This window comes from Pseudorhizobium flavum (genome assembly GCF_044142885.1).
Lineage (GTDB): Bacteria > Pseudomonadota > Alphaproteobacteria > Rhizobiales > Rhizobiaceae > Neorhizobium > Neorhizobium flavum.
Window position 1 is genome coordinate 32660 of sequence record NZ_JBIOKZ010000003.1, and the last position, 21721, is coordinate 54380.

The window sequence follows — 21721 nt, forward strand, 5'->3', positions numbered from 1 at the left end:
CTGCTTCGGGCAAGGGCGATGTGGGATGTCTTGTCGAGATGCGGCAAAGGACGGAGACAGACCGGGAATGGCGGTGAACGAACAGAACCCAGCGGAAGGGGCGGCTTGCTGTTGCGATGGCCGTGCTTCGCTCTCCCTCGGCGAGGGCGGGAACGCTTCGCAGGTTCGCCGCATATCCTCGCGGTCGAAGAGCCTGAAACGCTCCCTCATGCCCGCTCTCCTGTCGGGCAGTACCCTGGCAGCGTTTGCTGGCACTGCACTTGCCCAGCAGCAAGCACCTGCGGCAGTCAGGCTGTTTTCCTCATCCGAAGTCGCCATCTCTTCACTCGTCATCGGTGCACTCGGTGCAACCCTGCTTTCGGTTCTCTGGCTGGTGCGCCAGAAGGGGAATATGGAGGCGGAAAGCCAGGAGATGCGCAACGCGCTCTCCGACGCGCAGCAACGCATTTCGAAATACGAGGCCCTGATCGCCGAAAAGAACCGCAGGATCATCATCTGGGACGGCTCGATCGCTCGTCCCGAGGTCCTTGGACAACTGCCGGCCGATACTGGCGCACCGCAAAACGACCGCGAGTTTCTGGCCTTCGGGCGCTGGCTGCGACCCAAATCAGCGGCTGAACTGGAACGAGCTGTCGAATCACTTCGGGGCGACGCCTGCACCTTCGACATGGTGGCGGAAACCGTCCGGGACGAAATCCTCGAGGTTCAGGGTCGGGTCTCCGGCGGCAAGGCCTTCGTGCGCTTTATCGCGCTCAACAACCTGCGTGCCGAACTTGCCGAACTGAAGATAGAGCGGGAGCGGCTTCGGGGCTCCATCACCCTGTTCCAGTCCCTACTCGACGCCTTGGAACAGCCGGTGTGGCGCCGCGACAGCGACGGCAAGCTCGTCTGGGTCAACCACGCCTATAGCGAAGCCGTCGAAACGGCGAGCCCGGATCAAGCGGTCGGCGAGGCTCGGGAGTTTCTCGGGACCATCACCCGCGAGAGCATCCGTGCGAACGCCACACCGGCCTCGCCCTTCCACGATCGTGTTTCCACCGTTGTTCACGGCAACAGGACGATCTACGAGATCGTTGACGTCGTCGCCGCCGGAGGGTCAGCAGGCATGGCGCTCGACGTCTCCGAGGCCGAATCGGTCCGGGAGGAGCTGAAGAGAACGCTTCGTAGCCATGCCGAAACCCTCGACAATCTCGGGACGCCGGTGGCGATCTTCGATCGCGACCGCCGCCTGCAATTCTATAACCAGGCCTTCGTAACACTCTGGGGCCTAGATCTCGGCTTCCTTGATTCTCGCCCGGACAACAGCGAGCTCCTCGACCGCCTGCGCAGCAGCAACAAGCTTCCCGAACCGCTCAACTGGCGGAGCTGGAAGGAGTCGGCGCTTTCCATCTACCAGGCGCTCGATGCCAAGGATGAGCTCTGGCATCTGCCGAACGGAGAGACATTGCGCGTGGTAGCCACCGCTCATCCGCAGGGTGGCGCCACCTGGGTCTTCGAGAACCTGACCGAGCAGGTCAACCTGGAAACGCGCTACAACACGCTTCTGCAGGTCCAGGGGGAGACGATCGATCACCTTTCGGAAGGTGTGGCGGTGTTCGGCCCCGACGGCAGCATCCAGCTTTCCAACCCGGCATTCCGCGCGCTCTGGGGAATCACGGCAGAGCAGGCAAAGCCGGGCACGCATATCAGGGCCATCGAGGAAGCCTGCAGCCCCTCCTACGACAAGCCTGACGGCTGGCGCCGTTTCGGCCAGATGCTGACCAGCGGCGACGATGCGCGCCCCTCGCTGCAGGGGACGTTCGAGCTTTATTCCGGCCTGATCCTCGACTATGCGGTAACGCCGCTGCCCAATGCCCAGACGATGTTCACCTTCGTCGACATGACCGCCAGTGCCCGCGCCGAGCGTGCGCTGATGGAGAAGAACGAGGCGCTGCGCAAGGCAGACGAGATCAAGAACGATTTTGTCCAGCACGTATCCTACGAGCTTCGCTCGCCACTCACCAACATCATCGGCTTCACCGATCTGCTGAAGACCCCCGGCGTCGGGGCCCTCAACGAACGCCAGGCGGAGTATGTCGAGCACATCTCGACCTCTTCCTCGCTGCTGCTCACCATCGTCAACGACATCCTCGACCTTGCCACGGTCGATGCCGGTATCATGGAGCTCAACTACACGGAGCTTGGTCTTGACGACCTCCTGGACGACGTGGCGATGCAGATCGCCGACCGTCTGCACGAGAATGCCGTGACGCTGGAGATCACAGCTCCAAGAGGCCTGGGGAGCATCATTGCGGACCAGCAGCGACTGAAGCAGATCCTTCTGAAGCTGCTCACGAACGCCACAAATTTCGCGCCCGAAGGCAGCACCATCACCCTGACCTGCCGGCGGGACGACCAGGACGTCTACTTCTCTGTCTCGGACAATGGTCCCGGCATCCCGACGGAGATGCTGAATAGCGTCTTCAACCGCTTCTCCTCCAGCCCGCAAGGCGGCAAGCGCAGCGGCGCGGGCCTCGGCCTCTCCATCGTCGAGAGCTTCGTCACCCTCCATCACGGCGATGTGCGTATCGACAGCCGCCCCGGTGGCGGAACGACCGTTACCTGCCGCATCCCGACCGGATCAGCCATGCGTACCATCGCCGCCGCAGAATGAGCGACAATCCGGCGATCGTCGTCACCCTTGCGGACGAAGCGGCGACGATCCGGCTCGGCGAAGACCTCGCGCTTGCGCTGCGGCAGGGGGACTGCCTGGCGCTATCGGGGGATCTCGGAGCCGGCAAGTCGACATTCGCACGCGCCCTGCTGCGCGCCATGGCGGATGAGGACGCCCTCGAGGTTCCCTCGCCCACCTTCACACTGGTGCAGAACTACGAACTGCGCATTCCCGTTGCCCATCTCGACCTCTATCGGCTTGGAGACCCATCCGAGCTGGATGAACTCGGCCTGGACGAAACCCTCGCCACGGGCATCGCATTGGTCGAATGGCCGGAGATGGCTTGGGATCTTCTCCCTCCGGATCGGCTGACGATGCGGCTGGAGCACGATGGTGCCGGCCGAACCGCAAGAATTTCGGGGCCAGCGCCGGCGCTGGAGCGGATTCGGCGATCCCTCGCCATTCGCACAACGCTGATCAAGTGGGGATACCTAGACGCGAGGCGGCGGTACCTGACCGGCGATGCCTCGGTGCGTGCCTACGAAACTGTTGCTCTAGATCAGGGCGGCTCGCTCATCCTGATGAACTGGCCTCGCCAGCCCGACGGGCCGCCGGTGCACGACGGGAAGCCCTATCCGAAAGTTGTCCACCTTGCCGAAGACGCGTACCCGTTCGTGGCGATTTCCCGGTACCTCCGGGAGCTCAGCCTCGCTGCGCCGGAGGTCCTGCGGGTCGACTACGACCAGGGGATCCTCCTCCTTGAGGACCTCGGGCAGGAAGGCGTCCTTGACGACAACGGCCGGCCGATTCCGGATCGCTATCGGGAAAGCGTCGTCTGCCTCGCCTATCTGCACGGCCACCCGCCGCGCCAGGATCTTCCGGTGGATGGCCGCGTCCATCATGTCCCCGACTTCGACACGACCGCGATGAAGATCGAGGCCCGCCTCCTGCTCGACTGGCACCTTCCCTGGAAGCGCGGCACCGACCCCACCGAGGAGGAAAGGCAGGCCTATCTGGCCGTCTGGGACGATCTGATTGCCGAACTCGCGCCCGCCGAGAAAAATCTGCTGCTGCGCGACTTCCACTCCCCAAACATCATCTGGCGCGCCCACGAATCCGGCGTCCGCCGGGTCGGGATCATCGACTTCCAGGATGCCATGATCGGCCCGACCGCCTATGACCTCGCCTCGATTGTCCAGGATGCCAGGGTCGATGTTCCCCCTGAACTAGCCGAGCAGATGATGCGTGACTACTTCGCCCTGCGCCGGTCACTCGGGCCGTTCAATGAAGCTGTCTTCCTAAAGGCGTTCGCGATCATGTCGGCGCAGCGCAATTGCAAGCTTGCCGGGCTCTGGGTGCGGCTGTGGAAGCGCGACGGCAAGCCCGGCTATATGAAGCATATGCCGCGCACCCTCGCCCACCTCGCGCAAGCCCTAAAGCACGAAGCGCTCGCTCCGCTTCGCCACTGGTGCCTGGAGACCGGAATAGAGCTACCCGAATCATGAGCCCTGCTTTAGAAAGCAGGACATGAAGATCGCCCAGGCCATGGTGCTCGCAGCGGGTCTTGGAACCCGCTTACGCCCAATCACCGATACCATGCCGAAACCCCTGGTGCCGGTCGCCGGCAAGGCGATGATCGACTACGCGCTGGATGCGCTCGCCGATGCAGGGGTCCGTCGGGCAGTTGTCAACGTCCATCATTTCGCTGACCAGATGGAGATGCATCTGAAGGCCTATCCGCGGCTGGACGTGGTGATTTCTGACGAACGCGATGAGTTGATGAACTCGGGCGGCGGACTCGCCAAGGGCGTCCGACTGTTGGACCGTGCCCCGCTCTTCGTGATGAATGCGGATCTGTTCTGGGTAGAGGAAAAATCGGGTCAGCCCACGAACCTGGAACGTCTTGCCGCCTTCTTCGACCCTGCCGTGATGGATATGGTACTCCTTTGCGTACCTCTGGAGCGGACCACGGGCCATAACGGAAAGAAGGATTTTGAGCTCGACGAATACGGACGCCTGACGCGCTATCGCGACGGAGCCCAGCCGCTCGTCTATGCAGGAGCCATTGCGATGCACGCTTCCCTTCTGGACGACGCGCCACACGAAGCCTTCAACCTCAATCTCTATTTCGACAAAGCCATTGCCGCGGGCCGGCTCTTCGGCCTCGTGCTCGAAGGTCACTGGCTGACGGTCGGAACACCCGACGCGCTCGTCGAGGCGGAAGAGGTTCTCTCCCGTCTCCACGCCGAGGCGTGACCATGGAGGGCCGCCGTCACAAGCGGGTTTTCACCATCCCGCCGGGCACGCCGTTCCTGAGGACAGTCGCCGCCGCACTTTGTGGCGGCCGACTGCACGAGGGGTTCCATCACGACCCACGGGACCCGCTGTCGCTCGCCAATGTCACCATCTTCGTCCCGACGCGACGCGCGGCCCGCGTGCTACGCTCTGAATTTGTGGACCTTTTGGGTGGAGGTTCCGCCATTCTTCCCGTCATCCGACCGCTTGGCGAGACGGAGGACGACAGTGGCTATTTCGATCTCGCTGCGCCTGAAGAGATGGACCTCGCAACGCCGATCGGCGGGGTGGCTCGGCTTCTGGAACTCGGCCGGCTGATCCTCGCCTGGCGCAACAGGTTACCGCAGGTGGTAATCGACATCCATTCGGACTCGCCGCTGATTGCGCCGGCGAGTCCGGCGGATGCCATCTGGCTTGCGCGATCGCTGGCCGAACTGATCGATTCCGTTGAAACGGAGGAGCGGGACTGGGCGGAGTTGGATAAGCTCGGGACCGCCGACCTTGCAATCTGGTGGCAGCTCACCGCCCAGTTTCTTCGCATCGCCAGCGAGTTCTGGCCCGGGCGGCTTGAGGAACTGCGCCGCTCCTCACCCGCCCGCCACCAGGCAGCCCTCCTGCGCGGCGAAGCACGACGGATTGGCGAGCGCCAGCACAAGGGACCGGTGATTGTCGCCGGATCGACTGGCTCCATCCCGGCCGCCGCGGATCTCATTGCTGCAATCGCAGGCCTCCCAGAAGGGGCGGTCGTCCTGCCCGGGCTGGATTGCGCCATGCCCTCCAACCATTGGCAGGCGATCAGCAACGAAGCCCCGTCGGGCCGGATAGAGCCGGCAAGCCGCAGTCATTCGCAATTCGCACTGTCCCGCCTGCTCCTCAAGCTCGGCGTCGATCGGGACGAGGTGACCGTGCTGGAGCCACCATCGGCCGACCTCGGTTTTCGCAACCGGACCATTTCCCAAGCGCTTGCTCCGTCGGCTGCAACGGATGAATGGAGCACCTGGCGCAGCGAGACGAGCCCTCAGGATCTTGAGGATGCCTTCAAGGGCGTGGCCCTCATCGAAGCGGCCAACGAGCGGGAAGAGGCCGTGGCGATCGCCATCGTACTGCGTCTCGCACTTGAACAGCCGGGACAGGGGGGGCGTGAGTCACAAGCGGCGCTGATCACGCCCGACCGCGCACTTGCGCGGCGGGTGACAGCGGAGCTTGCGCGCTTCGGAATCACGGCCGACGACACGGCAGGTACACCCCTTTCCGCGACGCCGCAGGGAACCCTGCTCCAGCTTCTCCTGGAGGCAACGCTGCAGCCCGGCGATCCGGTGGCGATAACCTCGCTCCTGAAGCATCCGTTGATGCGCCTCGGCATGGAGAGGGAAACGCTTCGTGAGGCGGCGGAAGCGCTTGAGCTCATCGCCTTGAGGGGTGGTCGGGGGGACATGGACATCTCGGCGCTTGCACCCCTTCTCGAGGAGCAGCGGGAGGCACAGCGGGAGAATCGCCATCCGCCAGCATGGCGTTCCACCCTCTCTGAGACGGCCTTCGCCGAGGCACTCGAGCTGGCAGAGCGACTGGGTGAAGCCGTTGAACCGCTTGCCAGCGCACTGTTCGCCCGTCGGGCCGATGGGCGCGGGTTGACGTCCAAACTGAGCCTCGCCGATTGGGCAACCCGCACCGGACGGGCGCTGGAAGCCATCTGCGCCGATGAAGGAGGCGACCTCTCCTCCCTCTGGTCGGGGGAAGCGGGAGAGCGGCTCACCTCCCTTCTCGGCGAGGTGATCGACACCGACGGACAGATGGAGGCGGATGGCCCGCAGTGGATCGACATCATGCAGGCTCTGACGACCGGCGAGGCCGTCAAGCCGCGTTCCCTGAGCCATCCGCGGGTGTTCATCTTCGGCACGCTGGAAGCCCGGCTGCAGACCGTGGACACGATGATCCTCGGGGGAATGAACGAAGGCTCGTGGCCGGGGCAGACCGTCAACAACCCCTTCCTCTCGCGGACGATGAAAACGGAGATGGGACTGGAGCCGCCGGAGCGGCGGATCGGGCAACTGGCGCATGACTTCGTCATGGCCAGCGGTACGCGGCAGTTGATCTATTCGCGCTCGCTTCGACAGGGGTCCACGCCAACCGTTGCCTCGCGGTGGCTGCAGCGACTGCTGGCGCTCGGAGGGGAGGACCTCGCGCGGCAGCTCCGAACGCGTGGCGATCAGTACCGGCGTTGGGCGAGCGAGATCGATGCCGGCGAGAACCAGGCGCCGGCGAAACGTCCCGCGCCGAAACCGCCGGCAGACCTGCAGCCAAGGCGCTATTCCTTCAGCGAAGTCGGACGGTTGCGACGAGACCCCTATGCGATCTATGCCCGCCGAATCCTGAGGCTCGATCCGGTCGCGCCGTTCAACGCCGATCCCGGCGCAGCCGACCGCGGCACGCTCTATCACGCCATCATCGACCGCTATACAAGGGAAAAGCACGTCGCCGGCACACCGGCATCTCTGGAGGCGATGCGCCGGATCACTGACGAACTTTTCGACGCGGAGCGCCTGCCGCCGCATATCGACCGTGTCTGGCGGCCTCGTTTCGTGGAGGTCGGCCGTGCCTTCCTTGAATGGGAGGCACGCCGCGCGCCCGACATCCGGACGACGGCCACCGAATGCGGCGCCGGCTGGGACATTCCTGGCCTGGACGTCCGGCTGACGGGTATCGCCGACCGTATCGATATCAAGGGCTCTAACTTGGCCACCATCATCGACTACAAGACCGGTTCGAGCCCATCCTGCTCGCAGGCGCGTTCGCTTCTCGACCCGCAACTGGCGCTGGAGGCAGCCGCGCTACGCGCCGGTGCCTTCAAATCCGTCGGCGCGGTCGACGTAGACGAGCTTCTTTACGTCCGACTGAAGCCGGGCGACCGTTTCAAGCCGGAATGCGTCAACAACGAAGCCAAGAAGGACGGCAAGTCGGCCACGGACCTTGCCGACGAGTCGATCGAGCAGTTGACGAAATTCGTGACGCATCTGCGGAGCGGCAGGATGGGATTTGCCTCTCGCCTCGTACCCTTCATGCAGAGCGACTATGGCGGCGATTACGACCATCTCGCCCGTGTCGCCGAATGGTCGACCGCCGATGCCGAGGAGGTCGAGGCCGATGAATGACGCCCTGCCCCAGGGGGACGATCCCCGCGACTGGCTGGACTGGACAGCGATGCGACAGTCGCTCGCCTCCGACCCTACGAGTTCCGCCTGGGTCTCGGCGAATGCCGGCTCCGGAAAAACGCATGTGCTGACCCAGCGGGTGATCAGGCTGCTGCTTTCGGGTTGCCGCCCTTCCTCCATCCTCTGCCTCACCTATACCAAGGCCGCGGCCTCTGAGATGTCGAACCGCGTTTTCCAGCGGCTGGCGGAATGGGCCGTCCTCAATGACCGCGACCTGAAGCAGCGGATCGCCTCGATCGAGGGTGCGGAGCCGGATGCGCTGAAGCTTGCGGAGGCTCGGCGGCTGTTTGCAAGGGCGCTTGAGACACCGGGCGGCTTGAAGATCCAGACAATCCATGCCTTCTGCGAAGCGCTCCTCCACCAGTTTCCGCTGGAGGCGAATGTGGCCGGGCATTTCTCCGTCCTGGATGATCGTGCTGCCTCGGCCCTCCTTGCCGAGGCGCGCCGTTCGCTGCTGACCGCGACCTCGGCGGAAGACGACCCGGTGCTGGCAGAGGCATTTGCCCATGTGCTTGACCTCGGTGATGAGTTCGGGCTGGAGAACCTACTCGGCGAGATTGTCGCACACCGCACGGCGATCCGGCAGTTTCTCGCCCATGCAGACCGGCAAGGAGGCGTCGATCGCCTCCTGCGGCAGGCCTTCGGCTTGCCAGAAGCCGCGACGGAAGCCTCCGTCGTCGAAAGCTACTGGCCACTTCCCGGCCTTTCGGGAGGGACATTGGCGACATATCTGCAGCTTGCGGACGAGAAGGGAGGCTCAAAGGTGCAGGAGGTCGCCTACGGTCTGCGTCTTTGCCAAACGGAGAGCGACGCGCATCGGCGCGTCCAGATTCTTGAAGGTCTGTTTCTCACCAGCGTCGGCAAGCCGAAGGCGGACAGTTCTCTGTTGGCGAAGAAGATGCTCGACGCAGCGCCCGCGCTCGCCAGCGCCGTCGATCTCGCCCGCGACCACGTTCTCACTTGCCGCGATCGGCTGCGCGTCATGCGCATGGCAAGGGCAACGGCGGCCGCACTGGTGCTCGCCGAGCGGCTGAACGACGACTACGAGGATCTGAAGAAGCAGCGCAGCCTGCTCGACTTTGAAGACCTCATAGCGCGAACGGCAGATCTTCTGACCCGGGACGGCGTCGGGGCCTGGGTGCACTACAAGCTCGACCAGGGGATCGACCACATCCTCGTGGATGAGGCACAGGACACCAGTCCCGTACAGTGGGAGGTCATCAAGTCGCTGGCCGAGGATTTTTATTCCGGCAGCAGTGCCCGGACGACGAGACGGACGATCTTTGCCGTCGGAGACGCGAAACAGTCCATCTACTCCTTCCAGGGCGCGAAGCCGGAACGCTTCGCGGCGGAGCGTACTCGTACACGCGAGGATGTGGAAGCGAGCGGCCAACGCTTCCATCCGGTGCGGTTGCCGCTGTCCTTCCGATCCACCGCCGATGTCCTGTCGGCGGTGGATCAGGTCTTCTCGCTGCCCGAGAACGCACGTGGACTGACGTTCGAGGACGAGGCTATCGTCCACCGCTCGAACAGGATTGGTCATCCTGGCGCCGTCGACCTGTGGGACGTGGTGGTGCCGGAGGTGGCCGATGCAGGCGACGACTGGACGGCGCCGTTCGATGCGACGCCCGACAAGGCGCCATCGGCGATCCTGGCGGCGCGCATCGCCCATTCGATCGGCGAGATGATTGGACGCGAGACCATCATCGAGAAGGGCATCGAACGACCGATCGAGCCGGGAGACGTGCTCGTCCTGGTACGCAAGCGCGACGCCTTCGTGAATGCGCTGACCCGGGCCCTCAAGCGGCGCGGCAACATCCCTGTCGCCGGTGCCGACCGACTTCGCCTCACCAGTCACATTGCGGTTCAGGACCTCCTGTCGCTCGGACGTTTCCTGGTGCTGCCCCAGGACGACCTGTCGCTGTCAGCCCTGCTCAAGAGCCCGCTGTTCAACCTGTCGGAAGAAGACGTTTTCGAAGTGGCAGCACTCCGGCCGGAGGGAAGCGGCGTCTGGCAGCACCTGTGCCGGCTTGCAGACGAGCAGCCGCTGCGGTTTGCAACGGCGACAGAGAAACTGAAGCAGCTCCTGTCGATGTCACGTCAGATGAGCCCACACGATCTCTATGCGCGGGTTCTCGGGCAACTAGGGGGCCGTCGCCAGTTCTTGGGGAGACTGGGCACAGAAGCGGGCGATATCCTGGACGAGTTCCTGACGTTCGCCCTCGATCACGAAGCCAAGGGCTTGCCAGGCCTTCAGTCCTTCGTTTCGACGCTGGAGATCGAATCACCGGAGATCAAGCGCGAACAGGACAGCGGCCGTAACGAGGTGCGGATCATGACCGTGCATGCCTCCAAGGGTCTGGAGGCGCCGATCGTCTTCCTAGTGGACAGCGGGTCGAAGGCCTTCATTTCCTCGCATGTGCCGAAACTGCGCCTTCTGCCGCAGGATGGGCTGGAAGTTCCGGCATGGGTGCCGACAAAGACGCTCGCCAATTCCTTGACGAGTGCCGATGACGAACGGCTGAGGCAGGCGACCGAGGAGGAGTATCGGCGGCTACTCTATGTCGGCATGACGAGAGCTGCAGACCGGCTGATCGTCTGCGGTTATCGCGGCAAGAATGCCAATCCCGACACTTGGAACAGCATGATCGCAAACGCCCTCTGCGGCCACCCCGAGCATTGCAGCGCCGCTCGTTTTTCCGGCCCGGACGGGGAATGGGGCGGCTTCCGCTGGCGCCTTCCGGCAGGGGTCTATACTGCCACGCGTGCGGATGATGCGAAGGAACGCCCGGATCAGGCTCAGTCTCTGCCGGCGGCACTCGGCCGTGCCCTTCCGCCACAGGTCTCGCTTCCACGCCCCCTCAGCCCGTCCGGCGCCGGCACCATGGTCGAAGACGAGGCAGACGATCTTCTGACGGCCTCGCCGCTTTTTGGGGAAAGGACCGCAGATGGCTTGTCCCTCCAGAAGGGCCGGCTGGTGCACCGCATGCTCCAAATTCTTCCGGATTTCCCGGCAGGCGAACGGGCCGAGGCGGCGCGGCGATATGCGGAGCGGGCGGCACGTTTCTGGCCGTCGGCGGAGCGCGAGACCCTGGTTCACTGCGTGCTTTCTGTGCTCGACCATCCGGATCTCCAGCCTGTGTTTTCCGGCCACAGCCAGGCGGAGGTATCGATCATGGGGACGCTCCGCCTGGGCGGGCAGGACTATGCCATCTCGGGCCGCATCGACCGGATGGCGGTGGATGACGAGGAGGTTACGGTCCTCGACTACAAGACGAACCGGAAGCCGCCGGATCGCGAAGAGGATGTGCCCCTCGTCCATCGGGCACAGCTCGCCCTCTACCGCGAGATCCTGCGGCCACTCTATCCAAGGCACCGTTTTCGCTGCGTCCTCGCTTATACGGAGACGGGCGGCGTGGTGTCGCTGTCGCCGGAGATCCTCGACCGTTCGCTTGCCGAGCTTCGGCCAAAGTGAGATAGCAGTATTGAAAAGAGGCGGCCGCAGCCTCACATTGTGCGCAACACATTCTTCACAAGGAGAGCCCTATGGCGACCGTGAAAGTCGACAACAGCAATTTCCAGGCCGAGGTTCTGGACTCGACCCAACCCGTGGTCGTGGACTTTTGGGCAGAATGGTGCGGCCCGTGCAAGATGATCGGTCCGAGCCTTGAGGAAATCTCCAACGAGATGGCCGGCAAGGTGAAGGTCGCCAAGCTCAACATCGACGAAAACCCGGAGCTTGCCGCGAAATTCGGCGTCCGCTCCATCCCGACCCTCGCCATGTTCAAGGGTGGCGAAGTGGCTGACATCAAGGTTGGCGCCGCCCCAAAGACTGCTCTCTCCGCCTGGATCTCCGGCGCCGCTTGAGGCAGGGAAATCGGTTCAAAATGAAGAAAGCCCGGCCGTCGCGCCGGGCTTTCTTCATTTTGGCGGAGTGCCGTTGTCGGCAAGGACATTGCCGACTAGATAGAGCGAGCCACCGATTAGGATTCGTGGCGGTACCGCCTCCGGCAGCTGGCGGCGCACGATTTCTGCCAATGCCTCTGCTACCGATCCGGCAGGCTCTGCCACCAATCCCGCATCAAAGGCAGATTCAGCGAGCGCCACCGGATCGAGGCCGGCATCGGAGCCACGGATCGGAACGGTGAAGACATGCTCGGCAATATCGGCGAAGGCACGGAAATAGCCGACGGGATCCTTGGTGTTGATCATGCCGGTGACGAGATAGAGGGGGCGCGCCCGCCGCTCCTCGAGTCCTGCCATCGCCTCGGCGATGACCTCGCCGGCACCGGGGTTATGGCCACCATCAACCCAGATTTCCGCATCCTTCGGCGCCAGTTCCAGGAGCCGGCCCTCTGTGAGCCTTTGCAGGCGGCCCGGCCACTCGACGGTTGCCATGGCCTTCTCGATCATCGCATCCGTGAGTACAAAACCCGCTGCCTTCACCGCGCGAATGGCGGCGGCTGCATTGGCGATCTGATGACGCCCCGGAAGCCGCGGCAGCGGCAGGTCGGCGAGACCAAACTCATCCTGGTAGATCAGGCGACCGAACTCTTCGTGGGCTGAGAAGTCCTGCCCGTAGACAGCCATGGGACAGGAAAGCCGTTCGGCGCTCTCGACCAGCACGTCCAGCGCCGGGCTGTATTCCTGTTTGCCGATCACGACCGGACAGCCGCGCTTCATGATGCCGGCCTTCTCCGCAGCGATGAGTTCGACCCGGTCTCCCAGATAGGGTTGATGATCGAGAGAGATGGGCATGATCACCGAAACCGCCGGTCTCTCGACGACGTTGGTGGCGTCGAAGCGACCGCCGAGACCAACTTCGAGAATGACGGCATCGGCCGGTTGCTCGGAGAAGAGCAGGAAGGTCACCGCGGTCAGAATCTCAAAAACGGTGATGGTCTGGCCGGCATTGGCGGCCGCCACCCGCTGCAGGGCTTCGGCAAACATCTCGTCTTCCACGATTTGCGACCGGCCGCCCTTGACGCCGATTCGATAGCGCTCATGCCAGTTGACGAGGTGCGGAGAGGTGTGGACATGGACGGCAAGACCAGCCGCCTCCAGGAGGGCGGAGCAGAAGGCCGTTGCAGAGCCCTTGCCGTTCGTACCGGCGATATGGATCACCGGCGGCAGCTTGCGGTGGGGGTTTTCCAGCACCTCCAGAAGCCGCCTGATCCTGTCCAGCGACAGGTCGAAACCCTTCGGGTGAAGGGTCATCAGCTTCTCGATCTCTTGCTCGGCCGCGCTGACGGCGGGAATATTCATTGCACTCATCCCGCCGATCCAGCGTCTCTATCGACTCAGGCGCTCGCTGCCACGGGGGCAAGCGCCAGGACTTCAGCCGAATCATCGTTGGCTGCGGGCGCCTTCATCAGGATCTTCAGAAGCGTGGCAAGCGTATCCGGCAGATCATGGCGGTTGACGACCATGTCTACCATGCCGTGCTCCAGCAGGTATTCCGCCGTCTGGAAGCCCTCCGGCAGCTTTTCGCGGAGCGTCTGCTCGATGACGCGCTTGCCGGCAAAGCCGATTTCGGCACCCGGCTCGGCAATATGGATGTCGCCGAGCATGGCGTAGGATGCAGTGACGCCACCGGTGGTGGGATTGGTCAGCACGACTATGTACGGCAGGCCAGCTTCCTTCAGCATGTCGACCGCGACTGTGGTCCGCGGCAGCTGCATCAGCGACAGGATGCCTTCCTGCATGCGGGCGCCGCCGGAGGCCGGAAAGATCACCAGCGGGCATTTTTCAGCGACTGCACGCTCGCACGCCTTCACAATCGCCTCGCCCGCTGCCATGCCGAGCGAACCGCCGATGAAGTTGAACTCGTGAACCACCGCGACGAGCTTCACGCCGCGCACCTGGCCGAGGCCGGCGAGGATCGTGTCCTCCTGCTCGGTCTTCAGGCGGCTGTCCTTCAGACGGTCGATGTACTTCTTTGAGTCGCGGAACTTCAGCGGATCCTGGGCAACCTTGGGCTGGGGAAGCGATTCGAAGACGCCGCCATCGAAGAGATCGGTCAGGCGCGCCTTGGCCGGCATCTTCATGTGATAGCCGGAAGCGGGGATCACCCACTTGTTCTCTTCCAGGTCCTTGTGGAAGACCATCTCACCCGTTTCCGGGCACTTGATCCAGAGGTTGTCCGGAACCTCACGGCGGCCAAGCATAGAATTGATCCGCGGCCGGACGTAGTTGGTGATCCAGTTCACGTGGGTTACTCCTGATAAACTGCGCCCTATGTGGGAAACTATTCGGCGGCTACAAGTCGCGCTGACCGCACGCCGGTTGCCAAGCCTCGAACGAAAGTCGTGACCGATTCCACCGTGTCGGCACTGGCCCGGCCATCCTTGTCGAGCGACGTGGCGACCTGGTTGACGATCGCCGTACCGACCACGACCCCATCCGCCGAGGCACCGATCAGCCGCGCATGCTCGGCTGTCTTGACGCCGAATCCGACGCAGACCGGCAGGTCGGTGGACTTCTTGATACGCTCAACGGCACCTGCAATCTTCGACGGATCAGGCAGAGCAGAGCCGGTAATGCCGGTCATCGAGACATAGTAGACGAAGCCGGAGGTGTTGGTCAGCACCTTCGGAAGGCGCCTGTCGTCGGTGGTCGGTGTCGTCAGGCGAATGAAGTTTATGTCCTTCTTGCGCGCTGGGATGCAGAGCTCATCGTCCATTTCCGCCGGAAGGTCCACGACGATAAGACCGTCGATCCCCGCCTCCAGCGCGTCTTCCAGGAAGCGGTCGACGCCGTAGATGTAGATGGGGTTGTAGTAGCCCATGATGACGATCGGCGTCGTGTCGTCGCCTTCGCGGAAATCGCGGGCCATCTGCAGCGTTTTCTTCAGCGAATGGCCATTCTTGAGCGCCCGCTGGCCCGCCAGCTGGATCGCCGGGCCATCGGCCATCGGATCGGAGAATGGCGCGCCGAGTTCGATCACGTCGGCGCCGGCCGCCGGCAGCGCCTTCATGATCGCGAGCGACGTATCATAGTCCGGATCGCCGCCCATGAAATAGGTGACGAGCGCCGGGCGGCCCTCGGCCTTCAGGTCAGCGAATTTCTTGTCCATGCGTGCGGTCATGTCAGAGGCCCATTCCGAGAATCTTGCCGACGGTGAAGATGTCCTTGTCGCCCCGGCCGCAGAGGTTCATCACAATGATCTGGTCCTTGTCCATCTTCGGCGCGCGCTTGATGACTTCCGCGAGCGCATGGCTCGGCTCCAGTGCCGGGATGATGCCTTCGGTGCGGGTCAGCATCTGAAAGGCGGCAAGCGCCTCGTCATCCATGATCGGGACGTATTCGACGCGGCCCATATCCTTCAGCCAGGAATGCTCGGGGCCGATGCCCGGATAATCGAGGCCGGCCGAGATGGAGTGGCCTTCCTTGATCTGCCCATCACCGTCCTGCAGTAGATAGGTGCGGTTGCCGTGCAGGACGCCCGGCGAGCCGGCTGTCAGCGAGGCACAGTGCTCCTCGCCATCCAGACCCTTGCCGCCTGCTTCGACACCGACGATCTTGACGGACTCATCATCGAGAAACGGATGGAAGAGACCAATGGCGTTGGAGCCACCACCAACGGCCGCCACCAGCATGTCCGGCAGGCGGCCTTCCGCCGCCATCATTTGTTCGCGGGTTTCCTTGCCGATCACCGACTGGAATTCGCGAACCAGTTCCGGATACGGATGCGGGCCCGCAGCCGTGCCGATCAGGTAATAGGTGTCGTCGACATTGGTGACCCAGTCGCGCAGGGCCTCGTTCATCGCATCCTTCAGCGTGCCGTGGCCGGCCGTAACCGGCCTGACTTCGGCGCCCAGAAGCTTCATGCGAAACACGTTCGGTGCCTGACGCTCGACGTCGGTGGCACCCATGTAGACCACGCAGGGCAGGCCGAATCTGGCGGCGACGGTGGCCGAGGCGACCCCGTGCTGGCCGGCGCCGGTTTCCGCGATGATGCGGGTCTTGCCCATGCGGCGCGCGAGCAGGATCTGGCCGAGGCAGTTGTTGATCTTGTGAGACCCGGTGTGGTTCAATTCGTCGCGCTTGAAGTAGATCTTGGCGCCGCCGAGTTCGGCCGTCAGGCGCTCCGCAAAATAGAGCGGGCTCGGACGACCCGTATAGTGTGTGTTGAGATGCTGGAGCTCTGCCTGGAATTCCGGATCGGTCTTCGCCTTTTCCCATTCGGCTTGCAGGTCGAGGATCAGAGGCATGAGGGTCTCGGCGACGAACCGGCCGCCAAAGATGCCGAAGCGGCCATCCTCATCGGGCCCGGAGCGGAAGGAATTGGGTTTCGGCGTCTGATTCACTCTCTACTCCCTCAGGCTCCGACGGAGCGGGCCTCTGCGATAGCGTCAAAGAAGGCGTCGATCATGACGATGTCCTTGATGCCCGGCGCGCTTTCGACGCCGGAGGACACATCAATTCCGCGGGCCCGGGTGGAGGCGAGCGCAAGACCGACATTGTCTTTGTTCAGGCCCCCGGAAAGCATGTAATCGACGCTTGCGTCAAGCGAGGCCATGATGTTCCAGTCGAATGACACGCCGTTGCCACCGGGCAGTTCTGACCCGGCGGGGGCCTTTGCATCGAACAGGAACCGGTCGGCGACACCGACATAGGGGTCGATGCGCTCGAGGTCGGAGGCTTCGCGAACAGAGAAGGCCTTCATTACAGGTATCCCGTACAGCGCCTTGACCTGAAGGATGCGCTCCGGCGTCTCATGGCCGTGCATTTGGAGGACGTCCGGTTTCAGCAGGTGGACGATGTCGTCCAGCTCCTCGTCGTTTGCATCCACCGTAACCGCGACGATCTTTACCCGGCCGCGCACCGGCTCGGCCAGTTCGGCAGCGATCTCGGGATCGACATGGCGGGGGCTCTTGGGGAAGAAGATAAAACCGATATGGGTCGCACCGCGTGCGAGCGCCCGGTCGACGGCCTCTGACGTCTTCAACCCGCAAATCTTGATGTCCGGCTTCATGCCCTGCGAGTTCGCATGAAATCATGGCGGAGTCGAGATAAAAGCGCTTCTCCGTTGCTCGTCGATGTTCGACGCTCGCAGATCAGCCGAAATCGATTGCGTGGAGTTGCGAGCCGTGGCGCTTCAGCCAGGCCTTGGCCTCGTCAGTGCGCGGGCAGAGACGACGGCAAAGCGCCCAGAACTCCGGCCCATGGTTCATCTGGTCCAGATGAGCGACCTCGTGGGCAGCGAGGTAATCGATGACAAAAGGTGGTGCCATGACGATGCGCCAGGAGAAGCTCAGATTGCCGTCCCATGAACAGGAGCCCCAGCGGGATCGGGTGTCCTTCATGGCGATCGACCTGACCGGCTTCCGCACGCCCTGCGCATGCAGCCGGACCGCTGCTTCGAGATCGCGACGAGCTTCCTTTTTCAGAAAGGTTGCGATGCGCCGACCGGTATGTTCCTCCATGCCGCTGATACGCAGAACCGCCCTCCCCTCACGAAGGACAGCCTCCGTCACGCCGCGCAGGCTGCCCGTGTGTTCGATATCGTGGCGCACGCCGCGCAGCATGATGCCGGAGCCCGGACGAAGATACGGCTCGGACTGCGGAAAGCGAGCGAGCCGGGTGAGGAGCCAGCCCTGATGGCGATCAAGGAAATCGTCGATCTCGGACCGACGCAGGCCGACGGGAACTGTCAGGCTGAGCCCACGCGCGCCCGGCTCGATCCGAAGGGTGATACGGGTCGAGCGCGGATGTTCCCGGATTGTGAGCGGCATGGCGCGGCTGCCGACCTCAAGCGTTCGCGTCTCCGGAGCCAAGGGCTTGCGGCGCGGACGGACCGGTTTCTTGAGGAGCGCGAACATAGGCTTTATCTAGCCGATTCGCGGAAACGCAGAGACAGAAAAACCGGCGCCTGACGGCGCCGGTCCGATGTTTCACGTGAATCCTCAGAGATCTACGACGTCGCCCTGGCCGGTGGAGCGGTTCTTGCGCTCGCGCATGAAGCGGTCGAACTCCTCCTGATCCTTGGCACGGCGCAATTCGCGCATATAGCTGTCGAACTCCTCCCGCATCTCGTCGAGCTTGCGGCGCTCTTCCTCGATGCGATCAAGTTCGGCCTTGCGCCAATCGTCGAAGGCAACATTTCCCGTGGAGAAATGCGTGTTGTAGCGCGACTTGGCCCGGCGGCAGCCGGCAAACATGCCATCTGCCTTGCGGTTGGCATCGCGCTTGAAGCCCTGGAGCCGTTCGCCGAAGAGGATATAGGCGAGCATGGCAAGGCCGAGCGGCCAGAAGACGACGAAGCCCAGCACCATCAATGCGATGGTGGCCGGCGTCCAATCCGGACGGATCAATGCTGACTGGTTCATCGATGACATACCCTTCGTTTCCGCGGGCAGCCACATGCCAGCCCGTCGGAATCGATTTGGGGAGTCGGCCGGGCCGCTTCAAGAAGAACCTATCCGGTTTTCAAGAACCACCTGAATTAGCGGCGGGAATTCATCCCGCCTTGCCACCCTTGATGACGCGCTTCACCGGGTTGGGGCGCTCATCACCACGGGCGTGGCGTGCAGTGAACTCCAGAATCCGCGGGGCGATCTCGCGACGGAAGCGCGAGCCGTTGAAGACGCCGTAGTGGCCGACGTCGGGTTGCATGTAATGCATCCGCATATGATCCGGGATGTTCGGCGAGATCTTATGCGCAGCCTGGGTCTGGCCGAGGCCGGAGATATCGTCGTTTTCCCCTTCCACCGTCAACAGCGCGACATTGCGGATCGCCTTCGTGTCGACGAGGCGGTCGCGATGCATCATCTTGCCTTCAGGCAGGGCGTGTTTGATGAAGACCGTGTCGACCGTCTGCAGATAGAATTCCTCGGTGAGGTCCATGACCGCCAGGTACTCGTCGTAGAAATCGCGGTGTCTCTCGGCCGAGTCACCATCGTTCTTGATCAGATGCTCGTAGAATTCCTTGTGTGCCGTAATATGGCGGTCGAGGTTCATGTACATGAAGCCCGAAAGCTGCAGGAAGCCCGGATAGACCGGACGCATGAACCCCGCATGCGGCCACGGGACGTTCATGATGACATTGTCGCGGAACCATTCGAGCGGCTTCTCCTGGGCCAGTTGGTTCACCGCCGTCGGGTTCTTGCGCGTGTCGATCGGTCCGCCCATGAGAATCATGGAGGCTGGCGCCAGCGGATCCTTAGCCGACTCCATCAGAGCAACCGCAGCCAGGACGGGGACAGATGGCTGACAAACGCCGATCACATGCGTATTCGGGCCGATGTGATGGACCATCTCGATCAGGTAATCGATGTAGTCATCAAGGTCGAAGCGACCGTCCGTCACCGGCACCACACGCGCATCGATCCAGTCCGTGATATAGATCTCGGCGTTGGGGAGCAGCGTCTCAACCGTGCCGCGCAGCAATGTCGCGTAGTGGCCCGACATCGGGGCCACGAGAAGGAGCTTCTGGTCAGGTGCACGACCGGCTGGAAGGTCTCGGCGGAAATGGATCAGGTTGCAGAACGGCTTAGACCAGACAATGTCCTCGGTGACGCGGACAGTAGTCCCATCAATGACAGTGGTCGGCAGACCAAATTCCGGCTTGCCGTAGCGGCGCGTCACCCGCTCGAAAAGCTCGAGGCCAGCCGCCATGCTCCGCCCCATGGCCGTATAGGAGAGCGGATTGAGCGGGTTGGTGTGGAACAGCCTCATGGCGTCGGCAGCGGCACGGAAAGGTGCGACCGCCGCGTGGTTCATCTCGTAAAACTGGTAGATCATCGATGCGCCGCCTTTCGTGGCTACCGGCACCGGCGGTCGGAGCCGACCGGCTGCTTCGGGAGCAATGGGAGAGGCTACCATGTTTGGATTGCAGTGCAACATCAGGCGGGACCATTCATTAACCAATTAAGATGCCAGGCGCGAAGGCCTGGCATCAAGAATGGCATGAAGCGCCTTAAGGTTCCGTCCGTTCGGCTGGTTAACGATCTGCCACGAAGGTCTGGCGCTGCGTACCCAGCCCCTCGATCCCAAGTTCGACGACGTCGCCGGCCTTCAGGTAGCGCGGCGGCTTCATGCCCATGCCCACGCCCGGCGGCGTGCCGGTGGAGATGACATCACCGGGCTGCAGTGACATGAACTGGCTGAGATAGGAGACGACAAATGCCACGCCATAGACCATGGTCTTCGACGAGCCGTTCTGCATGGTCTCGCCGTTGACCTTCAGCCACATGCCGAGGTTCTGCGGGTCAGCGATCTCGTCCCTCGTGACCAGCCACGGGCCGATCGGACCAAAGGTGTCGCAGGACTTGCCCTTGGTCCACTGACCAGCGCGCTCCGTCTGGAAGCCGCGCTCCGATACATCGTGCGAGACGCAGTAGCCGGCCACATACTCCATGGCCTCGGCTTCGCTGACATATTTGGCGGTCTTGCCGATGACGACGCCGAGCTCCACTTCCCAATCGGTCTTCTCCGAGCCGCGGGGGATGACGACATCATCATTGGGGCCGCAGATGGCGGAGGTGGCCTTCATGAAGATGACGGGCTCCGGCGGGACGGCGGCGCCTGTCTCGGCAGCGTGGTCGGAGAAATTCAGGCCGATGCAGATGAACTTGCCGGTGCCGGCAACGCACGCGCCGATACGGTCAACCTGCAACTCGGGCAGGTTCTGCAGGTCGAGAGCTGCGATCCTGGCAAGACCCTCCGGCGAGATGGCCGCACCACTGATGTCGGCGACATGCTGCGACAGGTCCCTGACCTTGCCGGTCGCATCGAGGATTGCCGGCTTTTCCTGGCCCGGCTGACCAACACGCATGAGTTTCACGGATATGCCTCCACTTGTCTGACAACTGCCTTATGGAGGATGGCAGGCTCATTGTCATCCCCTTTGCCCACAGTCTGCGTTGTGTTGCCCGCCGCTCACCCTATGTTTCTAAGATCGTCATTTGCAGCGGAGCCGGCGCCCATGACCCAAAGCAACAACCGTCAGTCCGAACACCCGGTGGATGCCTTCTTTCTCGACCGCTGGTCACCACGCGCCTTCACCGGCGAAGCGATGAGCCGGGATGGCTTGCTGACCATTCTGGATGCAGGTCACTGGGCGCCCTCTTCCGGCAACAATCAACCCTGGCGCTTCATCTATGCCTTGCGGGAGACAGCCAGCTGGCCTGTGCTCCTGGATATCCTGTCACCGGGAAACCAGCGCTGGGCGCAGAACGCATCGGCATTGATCATCTTTGTCTCACGCACCTACCGGATTTCCAAGGATGGCGAGCGAAAGCTGGCATACACCCATTCGTTCGATACCGGTTCGGCGTGGTTCTCAATCGCGTGCCAGTCAATGAAGCTCGGCTACCACGCCCATGGGATGGAAGGCATGGACCGCGAGAAGGCAGTGCGGGTTCTCAGCATACCCGATGGCTATCGGGTGGAGGCTGCCTGCGCGATCGGGCGGCTCGCTGCGAAGGAGACGCTTCCAGACGACCTGCGTGAGCGGGAGGTCCAGAGCCAGCGCAAGCCGCTCTCGGAAGTGGCGTTCGAAGGACGCTTCGTCGGGCAAGAATAGTTTCACGTGAATCAGCGCAAGCGGCGATTCACGTGA

The 21721-nt window shown here is 63.1% G+C and carries 16 protein-coding genes; 7 read left to right on the forward strand and 9 right to left on the reverse strand.

The features are described 5' to 3' along the window. The first annotated feature begins 208 nt into the window (after positions 1-208). From ACEPP2_RS07125 to trxA, 6 genes are all read left to right on the forward strand, one after another. Positions 209-2653: a PAS domain-containing sensor histidine kinase gene (locus ACEPP2_RS07125; protein ID WP_395516420.1), complete on the forward strand. Its 2445-nt coding sequence runs from the start codon at positions 209-211 to the stop codon at positions 2651-2653. Continuing rightward, positions 2650-4158, forward strand: a complete 1509-nt coding sequence (gene tsaE / locus ACEPP2_RS07130; RefSeq protein ID WP_395516180.1) for a tRNA (adenosine(37)-N6)-threonylcarbamoyltransferase complex ATPase subunit type 1 TsaE — start codon at positions 2650-2652, stop codon at positions 4156-4158. The genes ACEPP2_RS07125 and tsaE overlap by 4 nt, the downstream gene beginning before the upstream one ends. Positions 4159-4180: 22 nt before the next feature. Beyond that, positions 4181-4909: a nucleotidyltransferase family protein gene (locus ACEPP2_RS07135; RefSeq protein ID WP_395516181.1), complete on the forward strand. Its 729-nt coding sequence runs from the start codon at positions 4181-4183 to the stop codon at positions 4907-4909. A 2-nt stretch (positions 4910-4911) separates the two neighbouring features. After that, positions 4912-8097 (forward strand): double-strand break repair protein AddB, encoded by a 3186-nt coding sequence (gene addB / locus ACEPP2_RS07140; RefSeq protein WP_395516182.1) that lies wholly within the window; start codon positions 4912-4914, stop codon positions 8095-8097. Beyond that, the gene (addA, locus tag ACEPP2_RS07145; RefSeq protein ID WP_395516183.1) at positions 8090-11632 is read left to right on the forward strand and encodes a double-strand break repair helicase AddA; all 3543 of its coding nucleotides are present in this window, start codon (positions 8090-8092) and stop codon (positions 11630-11632) included. The genes addB and addA overlap by 8 nt, the downstream gene beginning before the upstream one ends. 71 nt (positions 11633-11703) lie before the next feature. After that, entirely contained in the window at positions 11704-12024 is a 321-nt protein-coding gene (trxA, locus tag ACEPP2_RS07150) for a thioredoxin (RefSeq protein WP_052640853.1), read from the forward strand. Between the two features lie 54 nt (positions 12025-12078). Here the strand turns inward: trxA and ACEPP2_RS07155 are convergent, their stop codons facing one another. The 9 genes from ACEPP2_RS07155 to ACEPP2_RS07195 all read right to left on the reverse strand — a co-directional run bounded on the left by ACEPP2_RS07155 (position 12079) and on the right by ACEPP2_RS07195 (position 20944). Beyond that, complete coding sequence (locus ACEPP2_RS07155; RefSeq protein WP_281976968.1) at positions 12079-13431, reverse strand: bifunctional folylpolyglutamate synthase/dihydrofolate synthase; 1353 nt, start codon at positions 13429-13431, stop codon at positions 12079-12081. A gap of 26 nt (positions 13432-13457) precedes the next feature. Further along, positions 13458-14366 carry an acetyl-CoA carboxylase, carboxyltransferase subunit beta gene (gene accD, locus ACEPP2_RS07160; protein ID WP_077548747.1) on the reverse strand — a complete coding sequence of 303 codons (909 nt, stop codon included), beginning with the start codon at positions 14364-14366 and terminating at the stop codon, positions 13458-13460. Between the two features lie 38 nt (positions 14367-14404). Beyond that, on the reverse strand, positions 14405-15244 hold the full coding sequence (trpA, locus tag ACEPP2_RS07165; RefSeq protein WP_395516184.1) for a tryptophan synthase subunit alpha: 840 nt from the start codon (positions 15242-15244) through the stop codon (positions 14405-14407). Position 15245: 1 nt separating this feature from the next. Continuing rightward, entirely contained in the window at positions 15246-16466 is a 1221-nt protein-coding gene (trpB, locus tag ACEPP2_RS07170; protein ID WP_052640847.1) for a tryptophan synthase subunit beta, read from the reverse strand. An 11-nt stretch (positions 16467-16477) separates the two neighbouring features. Next, positions 16478-17134 (reverse strand): phosphoribosylanthranilate isomerase, encoded by a 657-nt coding sequence (locus tag ACEPP2_RS07175; RefSeq protein WP_395516185.1) that lies wholly within the window; start codon positions 17132-17134, stop codon positions 16478-16480. Between the two features lie 82 nt (positions 17135-17216). Continuing rightward, a complete protein-coding gene (locus ACEPP2_RS07180) occupies positions 17217-17981 on the reverse strand; it encodes a M48 family metallopeptidase (RefSeq protein WP_077548750.1) in 765 nt (254 codons plus the stop codon). A gap of 84 nt (positions 17982-18065) precedes the next feature. Continuing rightward, entirely contained in the window at positions 18066-18488 is a 423-nt protein-coding gene (locus tag ACEPP2_RS07185) for a DUF2852 domain-containing protein (RefSeq protein ID WP_077548997.1), read from the reverse strand. Between the two features lie 130 nt (positions 18489-18618). Next, positions 18619-19902 carry a polyhydroxyalkanoate depolymerase gene (locus tag ACEPP2_RS07190; RefSeq protein WP_077548751.1) on the reverse strand — a complete coding sequence of 428 codons (1284 nt, stop codon included), beginning with the start codon at positions 19900-19902 and terminating at the stop codon, positions 18619-18621. A 199-nt stretch (positions 19903-20101) separates the two neighbouring features. Further along, positions 20102-20944, reverse strand: coding sequence for a fumarylacetoacetate hydrolase family protein (locus tag ACEPP2_RS07195; RefSeq protein ID WP_077548752.1), 843 nt, complete (start codon positions 20942-20944; stop codon positions 20102-20104). Between the two features lie 141 nt (positions 20945-21085). Between ACEPP2_RS07195 and ACEPP2_RS07200 the strand changes: the two genes are divergently transcribed. Further along, a complete protein-coding gene (locus ACEPP2_RS07200; protein WP_142586701.1) occupies positions 21086-21685 on the forward strand; it encodes a nitroreductase family protein in 600 nt (199 codons plus the stop codon). Positions 21686-21721 lie beyond the last annotated feature (36 nt).

Bases quoted from the DNA above. Each gene is read 5' to 3' on its own strand.
- ACEPP2_RS07185 (WP_077548997.1), bottom strand. From the start codon at position 18,488: ATGAACCAGTCAGCATTGATCCGTCCGGATTGGACGCCGGCCACCATC.
- ACEPP2_RS07135 (WP_395516181.1), top strand. From the start codon at position 4,181: ATGAAGATCGCCCAGGCCATGGTGCTCGCAGCGGGTCTTGGAACCCGC.
- ACEPP2_RS07125 (WP_395516420.1), top strand. From the start codon at position 209: ATGCCCGCTCTCCTGTCGGGCAGTACCCTGGCAGCGTTTGCTGGCACT.
- ACEPP2_RS07200 (WP_142586701.1), top strand. From the start codon at position 21,086: ATGACCCAAAGCAACAACCGTCAGTCCGAACACCCGGTGGATGCCTTC.
- ACEPP2_RS07155 (WP_281976968.1), bottom strand. From the start codon at position 13,431: ATGAGTGCAATGAATATTCCCGCCGTCAGCGCGGCCGAGCAAGAGATC.
- tsaE (WP_395516180.1), top strand. From the start codon at position 2,650: ATGAGCGACAATCCGGCGATCGTCGTCACCCTTGCGGACGAAGCGGCG.
- trxA (WP_052640853.1), top strand. From the start codon at position 11,704: ATGGCGACCGTGAAAGTCGACAACAGCAATTTCCAGGCCGAGGTTCTG.
- addB (WP_395516182.1), top strand. From the start codon at position 4,912: ATGGAGGGCCGCCGTCACAAGCGGGTTTTCACCATCCCGCCGGGCACG.
- trpA (WP_395516184.1), bottom strand. From the start codon at position 15,244: ATGACCGCACGCATGGACAAGAAATTCGCTGACCTGAAGGCCGAGGGC.
- addA (WP_395516183.1), top strand. From the start codon at position 8,090: ATGAATGACGCCCTGCCCCAGGGGGACGATCCCCGCGACTGGCTGGAC.
- ACEPP2_RS07175 (WP_395516185.1), bottom strand. From the start codon at position 17,134: ATGAAGCCGGACATCAAGATTTGCGGGTTGAAGACGTCAGAGGCCGTC.
- ACEPP2_RS07190 (WP_077548751.1), bottom strand. From the start codon at position 19,902: ATGATCTACCAGTTTTACGAGATGAACCACGCGGCGGTCGCACCTTTC.
- ACEPP2_RS07180 (WP_077548750.1), bottom strand. From the start codon at position 17,981: ATGTTCGCGCTCCTCAAGAAACCGGTCCGTCCGCGCCGCAAGCCCTTG.